Below are 17,081 nucleotides of genomic sequence, written 5' to 3'. Positions count from 1 at the left end.
GTCCTGTCGGGAGACCCGTTCCTAGTCCGCGTCGCCCTCAGGGGTGTGGTCGCTGCCTTCCTTCCCGGCGCCGGAGGCCTCGGCCCTGACGGATCGACGTTCCTCCCGCCGCCGGGTCCTGGCGGCACGTCGTTCCTGCCGACGCTCCGCCTTCGCCTGCCGCCGCTGCGGCTTCGTCGCCCGTCGCTCCGCCCGCCGAAGCTTGCGGTTCTCGACGATGGTGTAGAGGACGGGGACGAAGACCAGGGTCAGGACCGTCGAGGAGACCAGCCCGCCGATGGTGACCACGGCCAGGGGCTGGGTCATGAACGCACCGGCGCTGTCGGTCATCTCCAGGGCCAACGGGAGCAGAGCCGCGATGGTGGACACCGCGGTCATCACGATCGGCCTGAGCCGGTGGATCGAGCCCTCGATGACTGCCTCGCGGAGCTCCATGCCGCCCGCACGATACTGGTTGACCAGGTCCATCAGCACGATGGCGTTGGTGATGACGATGCCGATGAGCATCAGCAGACCGATGAGCGCGGGAACGCCCAGGGGGATGCCGGTGATCAGCAGCAGGCCGATGGACCCGGTCGCCGCGAAGGGCACCGACACCATCAGGACCAGCGGTTGGGCCATGCTGCGGAAGGTCACCACGAGGACCATGTAGGCGATGGCCAGCGCCGCGATCATGGCGTAGAACATCTGCTCGAACGCCTCGTCCTGTTCGGCGCTGACGCCGCCCATCTCGGTCGTGACCCCGTGCGGCAGGTCGAGCGCGTCAAGCTCGTCGGAGATCCGGGCGGTCAGTTGGCCCAGGTCGTCGCCGGTCGGGGAACTCGTGACGGTGACGGTCGCGACGTTGTCGACCCGGAGGCGCTCGGACGGAGTGGTGGTCTCCTCAACGGACGCGACGGTGGAGAGGCGTACCGTCCCGCCTGCGGGTGTGGCGATCCGGATGTCCTCGACGTCGGCCAGGGTGCTCGGTTCGTCGTCCAGGTACAGGAAGATGTCGCGGGTGACGTGGTCGATCGTGGCGCTGCCGACCTCGATCCCCTGGAACGCCTGGTAGACCTCCTGGCCGACGGCTCCCTCCGTCAGACCCCGTTCGGCCGCTTCCTCGCCGTCGACCACGACTTCGTAGGACCTGACGGTCTCGCTCGTGTTGCTGCGCGTGTTCGTCAGGCCGTCGATCCCTTCGAGGGCCTCGACGACCTGTTTCGACGCCTCCTCGGCGATTTCGGGGTCGAGTGCGCTGACGTTGACGGACACCCCGGTGGTGCCGTCCCCGCTGCCGTCGTCCAGGACGACGGGGTACTCGGTGTCCACCGCCGTGAACAGGTCCTCCAGCTGGTCCCAGTACGCTTCCTGGTCTCCGTCGGGGTTCGTGGTGATGTTGTAGGTGGTGTCTCCGGCACCGGCCCCGCCCAGCGAGGCGATCACGGTGTTCCCTCCTACCGTGACCTGGTACGACTCGATCCATGCGGCCCTGGCGAGTTGCTCCTCAACCTTGGCCGCCTCCTCGTCGGCCTCTTCCAGAGTGGCCTCCGCGGGCATTTCCTGGACGGCCTGGTAGGTGTTCGAGGTCTCCTGTCCGATGAAGTCGGTCTTCAGCCAGGGGGACACGGAGATACCGATGGTCAGGGCGACCAGCAGCACCCCGGCCGCCACGGTGAGCGCCCGGTGCGACACGGACCAGACGATGATCGCCCGGTAGGCGCGCTGGAACGGCGTCAGGCGTACGGCGAAGGGCTCCGGTTCGGCGCCCTCGGCTCCGGGTTCCCCCGAGGACCGCGGGACCCGCTTGAGGAAGAAGAGAGCCAGCACGGGGATGACGGTGAGGGCCACCAGGAGGGAGGCGATCAGGGCGAGGATCACGACCGCCGCGAAGGGCCTGAAGACCTCACCGGTGATCCCGGTGACGAACAGCAGTGGGAGGAAGACCAGGAGGGTGACCACGGTGGAGGAGGCCACGGCCGTCGTGATCTCCAGCGTTCCGTCGCGCACCGCGCGGAGTCTGTCCTGCCCTGAGGCCAGATGGCGCTTGATGTTCTCCAGGACGACGATCGAGTCGTCCACCAACCGTCCGACCGTGACCGCGATGGCGCCCAGGGTGACGAGATTCAGGGAGTACCCGATCAGGTGCGTCCCGCCGACGGCCAGCAGCAGGGCCAGGGGGATGGAGACCGCCACGACCACGGTCGAGCGGACGGACAGCAGGAAGAGCAGGATGACGACGAGCGCGAAGGCGATGCCCAGCGCTCCCTCCTCGATCACCGAGGAGACGGAGTCGAGGATCTGGGGCGCCTGGTCGAAGACCACCGTGATCTGCGCGCCTTCGCCCAGGAACGACTCCAACTCGTCGATCTGGTCCCGCACGGCGTCGGAGATCTCGATGGTGTTGCCCTCGGGCGTCTTGGTGATGATCACGCCGAGGCTGGGGGCGCCGTTGGTCCGCGTCAGCGTGGTCTCCGCGTCCGTGACCATATCGACCTCGGCCACGTCACTGAGCCGGACCGGGTCCGGGACGTCGTTCTCCCCGGAGAAGGCGGAGGACGAGATCGCGCTCTGCGGAGTGATCCAGACGTCCTCCACCTCTTCGACCGCGTTCAGGGAGGAGTTCGCGGTGAGGTTGAACGTGCCTCCGTCCTCCTGGATCGGCCCGCCCGGGGTGCTGAGGCCGTTGTCCACAAGCGAGGAGAGCACGTCCGAGGGGTCGAGGTCCGCGTCGTCGAGCGCGTCGGGGTCCACCGTCACCGCGAGGCTCTGGTCCCTGATCCCGTTGACGGTCACCGAACGCACGCCGGGAATGGCTTCCAGCTCGGGGACGACCTGGTGCTCCAGCGGCTGGGCGAGTTCCTGCCCGTCCTCATCGCCGCTGACAGCGAGCATGACGATGGGGATGTCCACGGCGCTGAAGGACTGTGAGAAGGCCTCGACGTCGTCCGGCAGGGTGGACGCGGCCTGGTCGGTCGCCCTCTGGATGCTCTGGAGCACTTCCGCGCTGGACTCGCCGAACTCGAACTCCGCGGTGATCCGCGAGTGTCCCTCGGAGGAGCTGGAGCTGATGGAGCTGACGGTCGGCACCTCGCGGATCGCCTGCTCCAGCGGGATGGTGACCTCCTTCTCCACCGCCTGGGGAGAAGCCCCCGGGTAATGAGCGTCCACCATGACCATGGGCATTTCCATGGACGGCATCAGCTCGCGCTTGGCGGTGTTCACGGAAACGAGTCCGAAAATGACCGCGGTAATCGCCAGCATGATGATGGCGGACTTGTGGCGGATTGAGAAATGGACGAGGCTTTTCACGAGGGGCGCACCTCGCCCGGGATTCTTGGTCCGCAGGTTGTGGCGACCGCTGTCGCTCCTGTCCTCTTTGTCCTTTGTGTCATGGGGTTTCGCTGAGTCCTCTTCGGGGCGGGGGGCTTCTTGCGCGTCCCTGGCTATTCCGGCACGTCAAGCGGATAGGAGATTTTACTCGCACATCGCGGGTGAAACTGTAATAAGGAGAATCCCTGGCGGGCGGCGCGGTACCCGGAAGCCCGTGGGCGGCTTCACCAGGCCCAGGCCTCGGGGCCGGGTCCCCCGTTGCCGACCGGCGGGAACAGCTGCTCCAACTCGTGCGTCAACGCGGGGTCCTGTTCCGCCTGCAGGGTGCGCAGGGCGCTCCTCAGGTGCTTGGAGGTCCGGGGGCCGATGACCGTCGACGTCACGCCCGGACGGGAGAGCACCCACCCCATGGCGACGTCCGCTGGCTCCTGGCCGTGCGCGTCGCAGAGCCTCTCGTACTCCGCGATGGTCGGTCGCAGGGTGGGCAGCGCGTCCATGGCCCGCCCCCGCGCCGTCTTCACCGCGGTCCCCTCCGCCAGTTTGCGCAGGGCACCCCCGAGGAGCCCTCCGTGCAACGGCGACCACGTGACGACGCCGATGCCGTAGGCCTGGGCGGCCGGGATCAGCTCCAGCTCCACGTGGCGGCGTACGAGGTTGTAGCAGGACTGTTCGGAGACGATCCCCAGGAAGTGGCGACGGTTCGCCGCCTCCTGCGCCGCGACAAGGTGCCAACCGGCGAAGTTGGAGGAGCCGACGTAGCGGATCTTGCCCTGTTGGACGAGGGTCTCCATCGCCTGCCACACCTCCTCCCAGGGGGCGTTCCTGTCCACGTGGTGCATCTGGTAGAGGTCGATCCAGTCCGTCCCCAGGCGCCGGAGAGAGGCCTCGCAGGCCGTGATGATGTGCCGGGCCGAGAGGCCGCCGTCGTTCGGCCAGTCGCTCATGGGGGTGAATACCTTGGTGCCCAGCACCACCTTCTCCCGTCGACCGCCCCCCAGGGCGAACCACTCCCCGAGCAGCTCCTCGGTCCAGCCGCGGTGGACCTGCCATCCGTACTGGTCAGCGGTGTCGACGAAGTTGATTCCCTCGTCCAGTGCTTCGTCCAGGAGCGCGAAACTGTCGGGCTTGGGCAGGTTGACACCGAGGTTCAACGTGCCGAAGCACAGTCGGCTCACCTGGAGTGCTGTCCGTCCGAGGCGTGTGTACTGCATGGTCATCCCTGTGGGTTGTCCTGTGCGGGCGATGGGGTCGGAAGCGGGGTGGGTGTGCGGGAACGCGGGGCGGGTCCGGGCACGGGGAGCCCGGGGCCTCAGACCCAGGCGGACTCCAACCTGACGCACTCCGAGTAGAGGGGGAGGACACCCTGGTCCCTCGCCTGCGCCATTGTGGGGGCCTCCAGGTCCCGCCTCGACAGGAGGGGTCTGACATCGCGCGGTATCGGCAGGTCCAGACCGGGGTCGAGCGGCGACAGCGCCATCTCCTGGTCGGGGGCGTAGGTCGTCGACAACAGGTAGGTCATGACCGTGTCCTCTTCGAGGGAGACGAAGGCGTGGCCCACCCCGACCGGAAGGTACAGCGCGCGAAAGGACTCCTGGTCGAGTTCGACCGCGTCCCAGACTCCATAGGAGGGGGACCCGACACGGATGTCCACCACGATGTCGAGCGAGCGCCCGTGTGAGGCGTAGACGTACTTCGCCGCTCCCGGTGGTGCCGACGTGTAATGGATGCCGCGTATCACGTTCGCGCGGGAACGGCTGTGGAGCGTCTGGGCGACCGGGAACAGCCCGCGTCCCACGGCGCCGGTGAAGGGGTCCTTGTGGAAATGCGAGGCGACGACACCGCGGTCGTCGGGAAACACGGTCGTGGTGAATTCGATCGCGCCCACGACGGCTAGTCTTCGTGCCTGCATTCTGGGTACTGCCTCCTGGCCTCTGCGGTCGAACGGGAGTCCTCGACAACCGGGCGACACCTGTGCGGACATGCTCGGAGCGAACAATGCGCAGGGTATTGGCCCGGCGCGCGGCTCACCAGGACGGAACCGGCCAAGAGCGGGCGACCAGGGGAGGAACACGGAATGAGCTGGATGGTCACCGGAGCGGGCGGCAGTCTGGGCAACGACCTGGTGGAAGAGCTGGAACGGGCGGGCGAGGAGGTGTTCGCCCTCCGGCGGGTGGACCTGGACATCACCGACGGCGAGGCCGTGCGCGCCGCGTGCGCGCGGTTCGCCCCTGAGACCGTGGTCAACTGCGCCGCCTACACTGACGTCGACGCCGCTGAGTCCGACTCCGATCAGGCACGCCGGCTCAACGCGCGGGGCCCGGCCCACCTCGCGTCGGCCTGCGCCGGGAACGGTGCGAGGTTGGTGCAGGTGTCGACCGACTACGTCTTCTCCGGATCGGACCGGTCCACTCCCTATCCGGAGGGGCATGCGGCTTCCCCGGGGTCCGTCTACGGGGAGAGCAAGCTGGAGGGCGAGCACGCGGTGCTGCGGACGCTGCCGGACCGCGGGCTCATCCTGCGCACGGCGTGGCTCTACGGGGCGCACGGGCGCAGCTTCGTCGCGACGATGCGGCGGTTGGCGGCGGGTGACGAGCCGGTGGACGTGGTGGACGGCCAGGTCGGCCAGCCCACGTGGACCCGGGACCTCGCTCGCCGGATCGTCCTCCTCGGAGGGCTCCCGCAAGCCAGCGGCGTGTTTCACGGCACCAACGGCGGAGAGGCGACGTGGTTCGCCCTCGCGAGGGAGGTCTTCCGGCTCTCGGGAGCCGATCCGGAGCGGGTGCGGCCCTGCGGTGACGAGAGGTTCCCCCGCGCGGCCGCCCGGCCCGCCTACAGCGTGCTGGGGCAGGACAGGTGGGCGGAACTCGGCCTCAGCCCTCTCCGCCCCTGGGAGGAGGCCCTGGCAGAGGCGATCGGGGAGATGGCCCCGCAGAGGGGGTGAGCCCCTTCCCGGGTGCCCGGGGGGCCGGAAGGAGCTCAAAGGTCGGTGCTGCCGACATAGGCCGTGTACACCTGGCCGGGCGGCAGGAGAGGCGTGTCCGGAGTGGTCACCGCCACGATGCTCTCGGCGAAGTCGGCGGTGTCGGGAAGTTTCCCCACCCGGTCGACCCTCGCCTGGATCCAGCCTGGGTTGAGCCTGTCAAGCATGACGGCGATGGTGCTGTCGGAGATGATGTCACCGCTCACGACGGCCAGGGCGACTCCGCGCACGGCGAGCTCCCGGGCGTACCGTCGCAGGGCCAGTTCTCCCGCGCGCTTGCTGCGGGCCACGTTCGAGTACACGTTCGACTCGTAACGTTCGAGGTGTGCCCAGTGCGAGGTGACGAAAGTGATCCGCGCGCCCACGGGCATCAGGGGCAGGACCAGGTCCACGAGGTCGATCTGGGCGCGGAGGTTGATCCGCATGGCGTAGTCCGGGTCCACCCAGGGTTCGAGCCCCCCGCTCGCGTTGAGTACCAGCCAGTCGACTCTGCCCAACTCATCCCGCAGGGCCTCGACCATCGCCCTGGTCTCGTCCTGGTCGGTCAGGTCGGCCCGGAGGACTCTGGCCTGGCAGTCGGCGGCTTCGACGGAGGCGGCCACCGCGTGCGCCATCCACGACTTGTGCCGGTCACGGTGGTTGATGACGACGGTGCCAACCTCCCCGTGCTTGGCCAGTCGTTGCGCCACCGCGGCACCCACTCCTCGGGAAGCACCGGTAATGAGAGCCACGCCTTGCGCCATCGAACCTCCTAGATTACGCCGGTCGCGCCTGGATCCCGGCAGCTTAAGCGGCTGGTCCTGCACCTTTTCGTCGGACAGGAGGGATCATTATTGCCCCAGGGAGAGGTGCGCTCTCATGTGTCTCGCTGGCGGGACAGTGAATGCGTGTGGGTGACGGCCCTGCGGAATTCGTGGTTTCTTTTGTGTTCTCGCTGCCGGTAGCGTCCCTCTGAAGCTTCCCGCGGAGCGGTGGCGCCATTGTGCTTCCTGCAATGCGGGAATTGAGACCAAGGTTGGTGACCCATGCTCAACGCGCACATCCAGACCAGGCGAGCGAGACTGCACCCGGTGCCCCCGGTCGCAGGGCAGCCCCTGCGGGACCTTCTTACCGAGTACGGCCTTGAGACGCACCCGGACATGGAGACCTTCGTCGCGGCGCATGGTGGGTCACCCGCCGGCACCGAGGCGCAGTTCCTGGTCGAACAGACGGTGGACGGACGCCATCTCGGTCTGGCATCCCTGCGCCATGTCGACGCGCAGACCCGTGAGGGCGAGATCGAAATGCTCGTTCGCGAGGACGATCTCGTCAACGGGCTCGGCATCGAGGCCAACATCCTCCTCATCAACTACCTGTTCGCGGAATGGGACCTGTCCCTCATCCGCTTCTGGCCCGCGGCGGAGTACAGCTCGGACATCGCGTCCTACCCGTCCATGCTCACCGAGGCCTCCGACCTCACCCCCGAACAACAGGAGAGGGCAGCCGGCCGCCGGACCTTCGTGATCCGCCGCGAGGACTGGGAGAGGATCGGCGTGGTCTTCCTCCGGGTTCTCGTGCGAGCCTGACTCCCCTCGGAAGAGGGGAACACCGCGTGTCCGGCGACGAGGGTCGGACTCTTCCCCCAGGAACAATCCAACTCCCTTCGGAAAGGTCTCCAGCAGATGTCCTCCATTGACCGCGAGAAGCTTGTGTCGCAGATCAAGATCCAGGCCATGACCGTGCTGATGTTCACGCACAGCGAGCCGCAGTACGACCTGCCGCAGCCCGAGGCGATGATCGACCTCGGCTCCTTCGCCGTCGTCCAGCTGACCCTCATGATCGAGGACCTCTACGACGTGGAGCTACTTGAGGACATGGTCAATTTCAAGGGCGAGACTTTTGAGGAGTTCGCCGACTTCATCATCCAGCGGATCGAGGATTCCGAGGGCCGGGAGGCCGCGGTCCAGAGCTGAGTGAGGACGCACCCCCGTCACCCCCGCCACTCTTCTGCTGCTTGTTGGAGTTGGGTGGTGGTGTGGTGGGGGGTGGGCATGGTGTGGGCCTGGTCGCGTAGGCGTTGGGCGGCGTTCTTGTGGGTGGGGTCCGTCAGGAGGCGGTGGAGGTGGTCGTGGATGGTGTCGGGGTTCAGGGTGGGTTGGTCGATGGTGAGTGCGGCGCCTTGGAGTGCGGTGTTGTGGGCCAGTAGGGGCTCGTCGTAGACGTAGAGGGGGAGGATGAGCTGGGGGAGGATGAGTTGGGGGACCGCGTGGACCATGGCGGTGCACAGGGTTCCGACTCCTCCGTGGTGGACGACGGCGTCGCAGGTGGGCAGGAGTGTGTGCAGGGGGGTGGGTCCTGCGGGGATGACGTTGGGGGGTACGTCGGTCAGGGTGGCTTGTTGGTCCGGGGCCAGGGCGGTGACGATTTCGGCGCCGGTGCGGGCCAGGGCGTGGACGAGTTGGTTGAGGGTGAGGCCGGTGGTGGGGTGGAGCCGGTCGAGTGCTGTGGCGCCCAGGGTCAGGCAGACGCGGGGGCGTGTGGGGGGTTGGCGGAGCCATGCGGGGAGGGTGGCTGTGCCGTTGTAGGGGATGTAGCGGGTGGGTTGGTGGTTGATGCCGGGGATGGGGTCCAGGCGTAGGGGTTGGGGGAAGGGGTCCAGGGTGAGGTGGCCTTGGGTGAGGCGTTCGGTGTAGGGGACGTCGTGGCGGTGGGCGGTGGCGGTGAGCCAGCTGGTGAGGGGGTCCTGGCGTTGGTGTGGGGGTTGTTGTTGGAGGGTGTTGAGGTAGTGGTGGCGGGTGCGGCCGAGTAGGTCCAGGCCCCAGAGGTGGCGTACGTGGAGGGCTCCCACGGCTTCGGCGGCGATGGGTGCGGCGTAGGTGATGGGTTCCCAGATGACCAGGTCGGGTTTGAAGGAGCGGCAGAACTCCGTCAAACCCGCGACCATCGGCATGTTCACCATGCGCAGCCAGCCCAGGACGAGGTCGCTGTAGGAGTTCCTCATCTCGGGCCACGCCATCTCCCACGGAGCGTGTTTCAGCCTCATCGAGGGGGAGGCCGAGAAGCCCGAGCTGTCCACCGACCTCGCCAGGAGCGACATCACGTGGTCGTTTCCGACGGCGACGGCGGGCAGGCCGGTGGCGGCCACCGTGGGCATCAGCGCGGGCTGGCTGGCCACCACCACCTCGTGCCCCGCCGACCGCAGCGCCCACGCCAACGGCACCATCCCCAGGAAATGCGTCTTCTCCGCATGGGAAGCGATCACTACCCGCATACTCGTCCGTTCCGTGCTCATACCGTCTCCGCCCGGCCCCTGTGGTGTTCGACCAGGTCCTCGACCTGTGCCGCGAACCGTCCCGGAGAGGGCATCGCCGCCATCTCCCCACGCAACCGCCGCGCCGACCGCGCGAACGAACCCTCAGCCAGCACCCGCTCCACCCCCGCACGCACCACCGCACCCGAAACCCGGTCGGCGGGTGTGGTGACGGCGGTACCGAGGTCGGCGAACCTCGTGGCCATGAGCGGTTCGTCCAGGTGGTGTCCGGGCAGGAGGACTTGGGGGACGCCGTGGGACAACCCGGTCAGCAACGTCCCCGGACCACCGTGGTTGACCAACACCGCGCACCCGGGCACCAACGCGTGCAAGGGCACGAAGGGCACCACCCGCACATTGCTCGGCACCCGACCCGAGTACCCCGGCAGAGCCGCCACCACCTCGGCGTCCACACCCGCAACACCCTCCAACACCTCCTCCACCCCCACCGCGTACCCACCCAGACGCTCCACCGCCGAGGTCCCCAACGTCACACACACGCGTGGGCGATCACCCCTGCCCCCACGCAACCACTCCGGCACCACCGCACGCCCGTTGTAGGGCACATACCGCACCGGAACCCGCTCCACCCCCTCCACCGCACCCAGACCCACCCCTTGCGGCAGAGGATCCAGAGTGAAGAAACCCCGGGTCATCCGCTCGGAGAACCCCACCCCCACCCGCTGGGCGCGATCACCCAACCACCGGGCCAGAGGATCCCCCTCCAGACCCCGCCCACCCAGCACCTCCAGAAAACGCCCCCGCATCCGCCCCAGCAGATCCATCCCCCACAACACCCGACCGTGCACCGCCCCCACCGCCTCAGCGGCCACCGCCCCCGCGAAGGACACCGGCTCCCACAACACCAGGTCCGGACGCCACTGACGACAGAACACCGTCAGCTCATCCACCATCGGATCATTGACCACCTTCCACCACAGGGAGACGGCCGAGCCGTAGCCGTCCAGCAGTTCCGCCGCCCCGGTCTCCTCCGGCCACCGTTGCCCGACATCGAACAGCCCGGGTCCGCTGTTCCCGCCCAGACGTTCGGTCCACCGGTTCAGTTCGTAGAGGACGTGGTCGTTTCCGACGGCGACGGCGGGCAGGCCGGTGGCGGCCACCGTGGGCATCAGCTCGGGCTGGCTGGCCACCACCACCTCGTGCCCCGCCGACCGCAGCGCCCACGCCAACGGCACCATCCCCAGGAAATGCGTCTTCTCCGCATACGAAACAAACAACACGCGCATAGTTACGTCTCCTTACTCATTGTTGTCGAGGGCTCGGTTTCTTTTTGTGAACTCGGTCCCGAATTTCGGTTCAGCGTGTCCTGAGCAGCACGGAAGCGGTCGTTCAGTCTCCGTACAGACCTCCTTAAGTGGGCTCTGGTCTACTTTTGTTCGCAATGCTTGACAGTCCTTGAAGCTGACTGGTCTTCTCTGCTCGAAAACACTTCTCCGTTTCATTCGGACAGCTGCGCGTCAAGTGCTTGACAAGCATGGCGTCCTCCTTGGATCGGTTGAAGCTGAAAGTTCATGTGAGGACAAACTATTCCAGTGAGTCGACTTTCCCGATCTACTGTCAACGGCGGCCCCCCCGCTGATTTCGACAGAATAGCTCTGGACCGCTCTGCCGCCACGAGGCGAATTTCCCTTGCCCTGCCCCTCGGGATGCCGCTTCACTCCTGGCAGCGGATCGGAGACCAGATTTTCGTGATCTCCGATGCTTCCGCATGGTGGCTCGGCGACTGGCTCATCTACGGCCAAGAGCACTACCCGGACCGTTACAAGACGGCGATCTCCAAGACTTCCCTGGACTACCAGACCTTGCGCAACTACGCCTGGGTGGCACGGAAGTTCTCCATGCTCCGACGCAGGGAGAAGCTGAGCTTCCAGCACCATGCCGAGGTGGCCAGGCTCCCCGAGTCGGAGCAGGAACTCTGGCTGACGAGAGCGGAACAGTGGAAGTGGTCCCGCAACGAGCTGCGCAGGCAGATTCGGGCGGATATCTCAGGGAGAGAAGAAGTAGACTCCCCGAAAATCCGGCTGACGCTGATCGCAGAACAGCACGATCGCTGGCAGAAGGCTGCTGAGCAAGAGAGTAAGGACCTTCTCGAATGGATCCTCAACACCCTTAACGAGGCAGCCAAGACCGCCCCGCCACTGGAGAGCTGAACGGATGTGGCCGGATCCCTCGGGCCACATCCGGTCCGTGGTACTGCCAGACGGCAGTGCTACGGTGCTTCGCCTGCCCCGTTCTTCTCAGTACAGAACTCGGAAGTGATATCACGATGACCACGTATGTCTGGGGTTACCTCAATGAGTACAACCAGGAACGTGACGATATCCTCGACGCCGTCGACTCGGTCTTCAGTTCGGGGAACCTTGTCTGGGGACCGAGAGTCGGGCAGTTCGAGGAGGATTTCGCCGCCTATCACGGGGTGAGCCACTGCGCGGGCGTCGACAACGGGACGAACGCGATTCTGCTCGCCCTGCTCGCCATGGGGATCGAACCCGGTGACGAGGTGATCACCGTGTCCAACACGGCCGCTCCCACCGTCCTGGCGATCGACCGCGTCGGCGCGATCCCTGTCTTCGTGGACATCGACCCGCGCACCTACCTCATGGACGTCGACCAGGTGGCGGCCGCCATCACCGACCGCACGCGGTGCATCCTCCCCGTCCACCTCTACGGGCAGTGTGTCGACATGGCGCCCCTGGAGAAGCTCGCCCGCCGCCACGACCTCCAGATCCTGGAGGACTGCGCCCAGTCGCACGGGGCCCGCCACCACGGTCGCATCGCCGGTTCGATGGGCCGCGCCGGAGCCTTCTCCTTCTACCCGACCAAGGTCCTGGGCGCCTACGGTCACGGCGGAGCCACGATCACGTCCGACCCCGAGGTGGACGCGGGGCTCCGGCGCCTGCGCTACTACGGGATGGAGGAGGTCGCCTACTACGTGGTGGCTCGAAACGGGCTCAACGCGCGCCTGGACGAGGTGCACGCCGAGATCCTCCGCCGCAAGCTCACCCGCCTGGACGGCTACATCGAGGGGCGCAGGGCCGTGGCCGCCCGGTACGCCGAGGCGCTGGCCGACACCGACCTCGTCCTGCCGGTCACCGCGGAGGGCAACGACCACGTGTACTACGTGTACGTGGTGCAGCACCCCGAGCGCGACCGAATCATCGAGGGGATGAAGGCGTACGACATCTCCCTCAACATCAGCTACCCGTGGCCCGTGCACACCCAGACGGGCTTCTCGCACTTCGGCTACAAGGAAGGCGCGCTGCCCGTCACGGAGGACGCCGCCGGGAGGATCTTCTCCCTGCCGATGTACCCCTCCCTGACCGAGTCCGACCAGGAGCGGATCATCGACTGCCTGCACAAGACCCTGGCCTCCCTGTGACCTTCGAGGATCCGGGGAGCCTCCTCAGCGACGAGGAGTTCCACGCCTGGCTCGCTGACCGGACGGCGTCACGTGTCGCCTCGGTGGAGGAAGTGCCCTTCTCTGAGGCGACGGGCTGGTCCTTCGAGCACGGCACCGGGAACCTGGGCCATCAGAGCGGCAGGTTCTTCACGGTGGAGGGGATCGAGGTCCGCGACGGCTCCTCGACCTGGACACAACCGATCATCGACCAACCCGAGATCGGCATCCTGGGCATTCTCACCGCCGACTTCGACGGGGTACCCCACCTGCTCATGCAGGCGAAGTTCGAGCCGGGCAACGTCAACCTCCTCCAGATGTCGCCCACCGTCCAGGCGACCCGTAGCAACTTCACCGGGGTGCACGGCGGGCGCAGCACTCCGTACGTCGAGTACTTCAACGGGTCGCTTCCACGGAACATCGTGGCCGACGTGCTCCAGTCGGAGCAGGGGCAGTGGTTCTGGCGCAAGCGCAACCGCAACATGGCCGTGCGTGTGGAGCCGGACGTGCCGGTCCTCGACGACTACTGCTGGCTCTCCGTGTACCAGGTGATGCGGTTCCTGCGGACGGACAACCTCATCAACATGGACGCCCGGACCGTGCTGGCGTGCATGGGGTTCGGGCCGCCTCCCGGAGTCGGCGACGGGACCCCGGCAAGGGAGCTCGCGGCGTCCCACGCGGCGACGGAGCCGGACTCCCCGGAGCCCGCACTCCACAGCATGAAGGAGGTGACCACCCACCTCATCGAGGCCAAGACCCGGTGTGGTTGGGGGCCGAGGCTGACACCGCTGAACCGCGTCACCGGATGGACCGCGGGATCCAGCGAGATCGGGGACGACGCGGGCAAGGAGTTCCGTGTCATCGCCGCCAGGGTGAGGGCTGAGACCCGTGAGGTCAGCCAGTGGTCCCAGCCGCTCCTCGAACCGCGCGGACTGGGACTCGCGGTCTTCCTGGTGCGATCGATTTCGGGCGTCCTCCACGTCCTCGCGCACGCCCTGCCCCAGCCGGGCCTCGCCGACGTCGTCGAGTACGCCCCCACGGTCCAGCTCTCCCCGAGTGGTCGCTCGTGGGAGGAGTCGTCGGACACCCCCTTCCTGAAGGAGGCCCTCTCCGACGACGGGGACAGGGTGCTGTACGACACCGTGCTCTCGGAAGAGGGCGGACGCTTCCACCACGCGCAGACCCGCTACAGGATCGTGCGCGTGGATGAGGGGACGCCCGTCCGGGAACCGGAGGGCTACCTCTGGGTGACCCTGGGGCAGTTCACGGAACTGCTCGGACACGCGCACTACCTCAACATCGAGGCCAGGACCCTGGTCGCCTGCGCACACTCCCTTTGGAGTACCTGACCGCGCGCGATCCGGGCACCTCAGGGGGCGCGGGCAGCCGTTCCCCGACGGCCCCGCCCCCGCTTCAGCGTTTCTCAGGTTTTTGACCGTAGAACAGGACGAGTATGCGGGTAGTGATCGCTTCCCATGCGGAGAAGACGCATTTCCTGGGGATGGTGCCGTTGGCGTGGGCGCTGCGGTCGGCGGGGCACGAGGTGGTGGTGGCCAGCCAGCCCGCGCTGATGCCCACGGTGGCCGCCACCGGCCTGCCCGCCGTCGCCGTCGGAAACGACCACATCCTGCACAGCCTTTTCGACCTCCCCGTCCAACCGGGGATGGGGGACAGGGCCGCCGAGCTCCGGAGCGGTGTGCTCGTGCCGGGTGACTCGCCGCCCCACAGGCTCTCCTGGGAGGAACTGGTCGAGGAGGCCAAGTCCTCCGTCCTCCTCTGGTGGAAGCTCATCAACGACCCCATGGTCGCGGGTTTGACGGAGTTCTGCCGCTCCTTCAAACCCGACCTGGTCATCTGGGAACCCATCACCTACGCCGCACCCATCGCCGCCGAAGCCGTGGGAGCCCTCCACGTACGCCACCTCTGGGGCCTGGACCTACTCGGCCGCACCCGCCACCACTACCTCAACACCCTCCAACAACAACCCCCACACCAACGCCAGGACCCCCTCACCAGCTGGCTCACCGCCACCGCCCACCGCCACGACGTCCCCTACACCGAACGCCTCACCCAAGGCCACCTCACCCTGGACCCCTTCCCCCAACCCCTACGCCTGGACCCCATCCCCGGCATCAACCACCAACCCACCCGCTACATCCCCTACAACGGCACAGCCACCCTCCCCGCATGGCTCCGCCAACCCCCCACACGCCCCCGCGTCTGCCTGACCCTGGGCGCCACAGCACTCGACCGGCTCCACCCCACCACCGGCCTCACCCTCAACCAACTCGTCCACGCCCTGGCCCGCACCGGCGCCGAAATCGTCACCGCCCTGGCCCCGGACCAACAAGCCACCCTGACCGACGTACCCCCCAACGTCATCCCCGCAGGACCCACCCCCCTGCACACACTCCTGCCCACCTGCGACGCCGTCGTCCACCACGGAGGAGTCGGAACCCTGTGCACCGCCATGGTCCACGCGGTCCCCCAACTCATCCTCCCCCAGCTCATCCTCCCCCTCTACGTCTACGACGAGCCCCTACTGGCCCACAACACCGCACTCCAAGGCGCCGCACTCACCATCGACCAACCCACCCTGAACCCCGACACCATCCACGACCACCTCCACCGCCTCCTGACGGACCCCACCCACAAGAACGCCGCCCAACGCCTACGCGACCAGGCCCACACCATGCCCACCCCCCACCACACCACCACCCAACTCCAACAAGCAGCAGAAGAACACCAGTCGGAACGCGTCTGAGCGTCCGACCGGTGTCGTGGTCGAGGCAGCCGGCCGTCAGCTCACGCCGACCTCGGGCACGTAGGTGATCCAGCGGCCGCCGGCCTCGCGGAACGCCTGTTCGTTGGCCATGATCTCGTCCGCGTGGTTCCAGGCGAAGAGGAGGGCGTAGTCCGGGTAGTTCCCAGAGAACTCCTCCGGGCCGCGCACCGGGATGTGCCCGCCGGGGGTGAGGCGCCCCTGCTTGGCCGGCGTCGTGTCCGTGACGAACTCGACGAGGCTGTCGTCGATGCCGCAGAAGTTGACGACCGTGGCGCTCTTGGCGGTGGCCCCGTACGCGACGACTCGCTTGCCCTTCGCGCGCAGGTCGCGGAGCAGTTCGACGAGCTGCTCCCTGGAGCGCTCCACGTTCCTGCCGAACTCCCGAAGTGTCGACTCCGAGGCCAGTTCGGTTTCCCGCTCCTCCTCCAGCAGGTCGGCGACCGACGCCGAAGGCTCCCGTGCCCCCGCCTTCGCCAGCGTGTACCGCAGCTCCCCGCCGTGCACGGGGATGCGCTCGACATCCACGAGCTCCAGCCCGAAACGCCCGGCCATCGCCTGAACGGAGCGCACGGTGAAGAGGAAGAAGTGCTCGTCGTAGACCTGGTCGTAGGACGTCTTGCGCACGATGTCCCCGAAGTAGGGGTCCTCGAACACGAACACGCCGCGCGGTGCGAGCAGGGCCTCCACACCGCGCAGGATCGAGCCGATGTAGGGGATGTGGCAGAAGGTGTTCGCGGAGAAGATCACGTCGGCGTGTCCGTGCTGTTCACGAATCTGCTCGGCCACCTCCTCCTCGAAGAAGTCCTTGCGGACCTCGATTCCCAGTGAGGCCGCGATGTCGGCGACACCGCCGGAGGGCTCGACCCCGAGGTGGCGCTGCCCCGCATCGGCGATGGTCCTGAGCATCACGCCGTCGTTGCAGCCGATCTCGACGGTGAACGGGTCGTCGCCGACGAGCTCCGTGCTCAGGAAGCGCTTGGCCACCGACTCGAAGTGGTTCCGCATCCCCGCGGAGCCTGAGGAGAGGTAGGGGTAGTCCTCGTGGAACATGCGCTCCCGGGGCACCTCCTCCATCAACTGCACCATCGTGCACGCCTCGCAGGCGCCCACGGCGAGTCGGAAGAAGAACTCGGGTTCGGTGGCGTCGGGCAGGCGGAAGGCGTCCGACAGGGGCTGACGTCCGAAGTCGAAGAACTCTCGGACCGTGCTGCCGCAGACGCGGCACTCCGACGTGGTGGGCATGGCAGTCATTCCTCGGGAGGTGAGAAGGGGGCCGCTTGGCCGGGACGGGGGATTC

Annotated in this window: 14 protein-coding genes; 7 read left to right on the top strand and 7 right to left on the bottom strand. The window is 67.3% G+C overall.

Features of this window, described 5'->3' with window-relative positions; all coding sequences use genetic code 11:
- Window positions 1-21: 21 nt before the first annotated feature.
- The 3 genes from AC0VYL_RS27665 to AC0VYL_RS27655 form a co-directional block, all read right to left on the bottom strand.
- Window positions 22-3,291, bottom strand: coding sequence for an efflux RND transporter permease subunit (locus tag AC0VYL_RS27665; RefSeq protein WP_475481924.1), 3,270 nt, complete (start codon window positions 3,289-3,291; stop codon window positions 22-24).
- Window positions 3,292-3,536: 245 nt separating this feature from the next.
- Window positions 3,537-4,523, bottom strand: a complete 987-nt coding sequence (locus AC0VYL_RS27660; RefSeq protein ID WP_475481923.1) for an aldo/keto reductase — start codon at window positions 4,521-4,523, stop codon at window positions 3,537-3,539.
- A 98-nt stretch (window positions 4,524-4,621) separates the two neighbouring features.
- On the bottom strand, window positions 4,622-5,197 hold the full coding sequence (locus AC0VYL_RS27655) for a dTDP-4-dehydrorhamnose 3,5-epimerase family protein (protein WP_475481922.1): 576 nt from the start codon (window positions 5,195-5,197) through the stop codon (window positions 4,622-4,624).
- Window positions 5,198-5,386: 189 nt separating this feature from the next.
- Here AC0VYL_RS27655 and rfbD point away from each other — a divergent pair, with 189 nt between their 5' ends.
- A complete protein-coding gene (rfbD, locus tag AC0VYL_RS27650; protein WP_475481921.1) occupies window positions 5,387-6,253 on the top strand; it encodes a dTDP-4-dehydrorhamnose reductase in 867 nt (288 codons plus the stop codon).
- Window positions 6,254-6,288: 35 nt separating this feature from the next.
- Here the strand turns inward: rfbD and AC0VYL_RS27645 are convergent, their stop codons facing one another.
- Window positions 6,289-7,035 (bottom strand): SDR family oxidoreductase, encoded by a 747-nt coding sequence (locus AC0VYL_RS27645; RefSeq protein WP_475481920.1) that lies wholly within the window; start codon window positions 7,033-7,035, stop codon window positions 6,289-6,291.
- A 327-nt stretch (window positions 7,036-7,362) separates the two neighbouring features.
- Between AC0VYL_RS27645 and AC0VYL_RS27640 the strand changes: the two genes are divergently transcribed.
- Together AC0VYL_RS27640 and AC0VYL_RS27635 are read left to right on the top strand one after the other, a co-directional pair.
- On the top strand, window positions 7,363-7,857 hold the full coding sequence (locus AC0VYL_RS27640) for a GNAT family N-acetyltransferase (RefSeq protein WP_475481919.1): 495 nt from the start codon (window positions 7,363-7,365) through the stop codon (window positions 7,855-7,857).
- 96 nt (window positions 7,858-7,953) lie between these two features.
- A complete protein-coding gene (locus AC0VYL_RS27635; protein WP_475457424.1) occupies window positions 7,954-8,244 on the top strand; it encodes a hypothetical protein in 291 nt (96 codons plus the stop codon).
- A gap of 17 nt (window positions 8,245-8,261) precedes the next feature.
- On the opposite strand, the gene AC0VYL_RS27630 is transcribed toward AC0VYL_RS27635, so the two are convergent.
- Together AC0VYL_RS27630 and AC0VYL_RS27625 are read right to left on the bottom strand one after the other, a co-directional pair.
- Window positions 8,262-9,533, bottom strand: coding sequence for a nucleotide disphospho-sugar-binding domain-containing protein (locus tag AC0VYL_RS27630; protein WP_475457422.1), 1,272 nt, complete (start codon window positions 9,531-9,533; stop codon window positions 8,262-8,264).
- Between the two features lie 26 nt (window positions 9,534-9,559).
- A complete protein-coding gene (locus AC0VYL_RS27625) occupies window positions 9,560-10,828 on the bottom strand; it encodes an activator-dependent family glycosyltransferase (RefSeq protein ID WP_475481918.1) in 1,269 nt (422 codons plus the stop codon).
- A 306-nt stretch (window positions 10,829-11,134) separates the two neighbouring features.
- Here AC0VYL_RS27625 and AC0VYL_RS27620 point away from each other — a divergent pair, with 306 nt between their 5' ends.
- The 4 genes from AC0VYL_RS27620 to AC0VYL_RS27605 all read left to right on the top strand — a co-directional run bounded on the left by AC0VYL_RS27620 (window position 11,135) and on the right by AC0VYL_RS27605 (window position 15,763).
- On the top strand, window positions 11,135-11,752 hold the full coding sequence (locus AC0VYL_RS27620; RefSeq protein ID WP_475457417.1) for an LmbU family transcriptional regulator: 618 nt from the start codon (window positions 11,135-11,137) through the stop codon (window positions 11,750-11,752).
- A 116-nt stretch (window positions 11,753-11,868) separates the two neighbouring features.
- A complete protein-coding gene (locus tag AC0VYL_RS27615) occupies window positions 11,869-12,981 on the top strand; it encodes a DegT/DnrJ/EryC1/StrS family aminotransferase (protein WP_475457415.1) in 1,113 nt (370 codons plus the stop codon).
- Window positions 12,978-14,348: an NDP-hexose 2,3-dehydratase family protein gene (locus AC0VYL_RS27610; protein WP_475481917.1), complete on the top strand. Its 1,371-nt coding sequence runs from the start codon at window positions 12,978-12,980 to the stop codon at window positions 14,346-14,348. Before AC0VYL_RS27615 ends, AC0VYL_RS27610 begins: the two co-directional genes overlap by 4 nt.
- A 113-nt stretch (window positions 14,349-14,461) precedes the next feature.
- On the top strand, window positions 14,462-15,763 hold the full coding sequence (locus AC0VYL_RS27605) for a nucleotide disphospho-sugar-binding domain-containing protein (protein ID WP_475457410.1): 1,302 nt from the start codon (window positions 14,462-14,464) through the stop codon (window positions 15,761-15,763).
- A 36-nt stretch (window positions 15,764-15,799) separates the two neighbouring features.
- Here the strand turns inward: AC0VYL_RS27605 and AC0VYL_RS27600 are convergent, their stop codons facing one another.
- The gene (locus tag AC0VYL_RS27600) at window positions 15,800-17,026 is read right to left on the bottom strand and encodes a methyltransferase domain-containing protein (RefSeq protein WP_475457408.1); all 1,227 of its coding nucleotides are present in this window, start codon (window positions 17,024-17,026) and stop codon (window positions 15,800-15,802) included.
- Window positions 17,027-17,081: the final 55 nt, after the last annotated feature.

The sequence above is a fragment of the Nocardiopsis sp. iso_238 genome (assembly GCF_056173325.1).
The sequence above is the reverse complement of the archived record's forward strand: the minus strand, read 5'-3'. Positions and strand labels throughout refer to the sequence as shown.

Coding starts and splice junctions, on each gene's coding strand:
- AC0VYL_RS27635 (WP_475457424.1), top strand. CDS start 7,954: ATGTCCTCCATTGACCGCGAGAAGCTTGTGTCGCAGATCAAGATCCAG.
- AC0VYL_RS27615 (WP_475457415.1), top strand. CDS start 11,869: ATGACCACGTATGTCTGGGGTTACCTCAATGAGTACAACCAGGAACGT.
- AC0VYL_RS27645 (WP_475481920.1), bottom strand. CDS start 7,035: ATGGCGCAAGGCGTGGCTCTCATTACCGGTGCTTCCCGAGGAGTGGGT.
- rfbD (WP_475481921.1), top strand. CDS start 5,387: ATGAGCTGGATGGTCACCGGAGCGGGCGGCAGTCTGGGCAACGACCTG.
- AC0VYL_RS27625 (WP_475481918.1), bottom strand. CDS start 10,828: ATGCGCGTGTTGTTTGTTTCGTATGCGGAGAAGACGCATTTCCTGGGG.
- AC0VYL_RS27660 (WP_475481923.1), bottom strand. CDS start 4,523: ATGCAGTACACACGCCTCGGACGGACAGCACTCCAGGTGAGCCGACTG.
- AC0VYL_RS27600 (WP_475457408.1), bottom strand. CDS start 17,026: ATGCCCACCACGTCGGAGTGCCGCGTCTGCGGCAGCACGGTCCGAGAG.